This window comes from Actinobacillus ureae ATCC 25976 (assembly GCF_000188255.1).
In the GTDB taxonomy this organism is placed as follows: Bacteria; Pseudomonadota; Gammaproteobacteria; order Enterobacterales; family Pasteurellaceae; genus Actinobacillus; species Actinobacillus ureae.
Genome location: NZ_GL831081.1, coordinates 166,172 through 168,220, shown reverse-complemented (window position 1 = coordinate 168,220; position 2,049 = coordinate 166,172). Strand labels below are relative to the sequence as shown.

Genomic DNA, 2,049 nt, shown 5'->3' with positions numbered 1-2,049 from the left:
ACTACAGCCCAAAATAATAAGGTTCTTGATCAGCTGCACCACCGATTAAGAATATATGCGCCTGACGATAAAATGGGGATCGCATATTACCTCCTATAGTAAAAAAGCGTGGGTAAGCCTGTTCAGCTCCACGCTTTTAGTTATACCGCAGCATTCACTACGATTTCAACCTCCCAATTCGGATTTGCGAGTCTTGCTTCCACCGCAGCCCGTGGTGGCGCATTGTTTTCCGCCACCCATTAGTCCCACGCACGGTTCATTTCATCATAATAAGCCATATTCGCAAGATAGACGGTTGCCATTAAGATCTTACTTTTATCGGTATTCGCTTTAGCTAAGAATTTATCAATTTCCGCAAGCACTTGTTTGGTTTGCTGATAAGCATCTTGGCTATCGTCTGTCGGCACTTGACCGGCGAGATAAGCAACTCCGTTATAAATGGCAACTTCAGAGAAACGTTTACTGACATCAATACGTTGAATCATAATATTCCTTATATTTGAAAGAAAACAAGCGGTAGAAATTTGCAAAAAAATTGCAAAATTTTACCGCTTGTCACAGCTTAAATCGACTTATTCTACTTTTACAATCCAGCCTTCCGGTGCTTCAACATCACCGAATTGGATACCGGTAAGTTCCGCATATAAGCGTTTTGTTACTGGGCCAACTTCCGTTTCCGAATAGAATACGTGGAAGTTATCTTTATGTTGAATACCGCCAACCGGTGTAATTACCGCCGCTGTACCGCAAGCGCCGGCTTCGGCGAATTGATCTAATTGATCAATATATACGTCGCCTTCAATCGTTTCCATACCTAAACGCTCTTTAGCAATATGTAATAACGAGTATTTGGTAATACTTGGTAAGATCGAGTCTGACGCTGGGGTAATAAATTTATTGTCTTTGGTAATACCGAAGAAGTTTGCTGCACCCACTTCTTCAATTTTGGTATGAGTTTTCGGATCAAGGTAGATCGCATCGGCAAATTTACGTGTTGCTGTGCCTTGTTCTGTCGCTAATTCGTGCGGTAATAAACTTGCCGCATAGTTACCACCCACTTTAACTCCGCCGGTTCCCATTGGAGCCGCACGGTCGTAGTCGGTTGTGATGAAGCTAGACGGCGCTAAACCACCTTTAAAATACGCACCCACCGGACAGCAGAATACGGAGAAAATGTATTCCGGTGCCGCTTTAACACCAATATTTTCACCCACGCCGATTAAGAACGGACGTAAGTAAAGTGTAGCACCTGAACCGTATGGGCCTAACCAATCTTGGTTTGCTTTTACTACTTCTTTACAAGCACGCACAAATAACTCAGTCGGCACTTCCGCCATTAATAAACGACGTGCAGTACCTTGCATACGTTTTGCATTTTCTTCAGGGCGGAATAAGTTAATAGAACCGTCTTTGCAGCGATAGGCTTTTAAACCTTCGAAACATTGTTGACCGTAGTGAAGTGCGGTTGAACCTTCGTGAATGTGGAGAGTGTTATCTGTGGTTAATTGAGCGTCATCCCATTTACCATCTTTCCAGTGTGCGATGAAGCGATAATCCGTTTTAATGTAGGAAAAGCCTAAGTTAGCCCAATCTAAATCTTTTAAAGCCATGTTGTTGTGTCCTTATTGTTATTTCTTAAAAATGAATTTTCACATTGTAAGCCAAAAACGAAGCGGAATGTAAGAGCAAAATGGCATTTTTTTGTCGAAAAAAAGCCCAAGCGAATTGATCTGACCCTAAAAAGTTAGACTGTTTAATTTAAGGACTGCGTTCTGTATTGTACAGGGCTCAGTCCTTTTAATTTCACTTGAATACGCTCATTGTTGTAATAATGAATGTACGCATGAATCACTTTCTCAAGCTGTTCGAAGGTTTCAAATCTCTTACCAAAGTAACATTCCGTTTTCAATCGCCCAAAGAAACTTTCCATTGCCCCATTATCCAAGCCATTCCCTTTTCTCGACATACTTTGTCTAATATGATGTTTTCTTAGCATGTCTTGATAGCCTGCCATCTGGTATTGCCAGCCTTGGGTCGGAATGTAAAAAT

The 2,049-nt window shown here is 41.7% G+C and carries 2 protein-coding genes and 1 pseudogene; all 3 read right to left on the bottom strand.

Annotated features, from left to right (window positions below):
* Positions 1 to 140: 140 nt before the first annotated feature.
* Positions 141 to 485: pseudogene (locus HMPREF0027_RS08660) on the bottom strand (RidA family protein).
* A gap of 87 nt (positions 486 to 572) precedes the next feature.
* Positions 573 to 1,610, bottom strand: a complete 1,038-nt coding sequence (locus HMPREF0027_RS08655) for a branched-chain amino acid aminotransferase (RefSeq protein ID WP_005624283.1) — start codon at positions 1,608 to 1,610, stop codon at positions 573 to 575.
* 143 nt (positions 1,611 to 1,753) lie between these two features.
* A partial coding sequence (locus HMPREF0027_RS08650; protein ID WP_155812121.1) for an IS3 family transposase occupies positions 1,754 to 2,049 on the bottom strand: 296 nt, incomplete at its 5' end.

Bases quoted from the DNA above. Each gene is read 5' to 3' on its own strand.
- HMPREF0027_RS08655 (WP_005624283.1), bottom strand. From the start codon at position 1,610: ATGGCTTTAAAAGATTTAGATTGGGCTAACTTAGGCTTTTCCTACATT.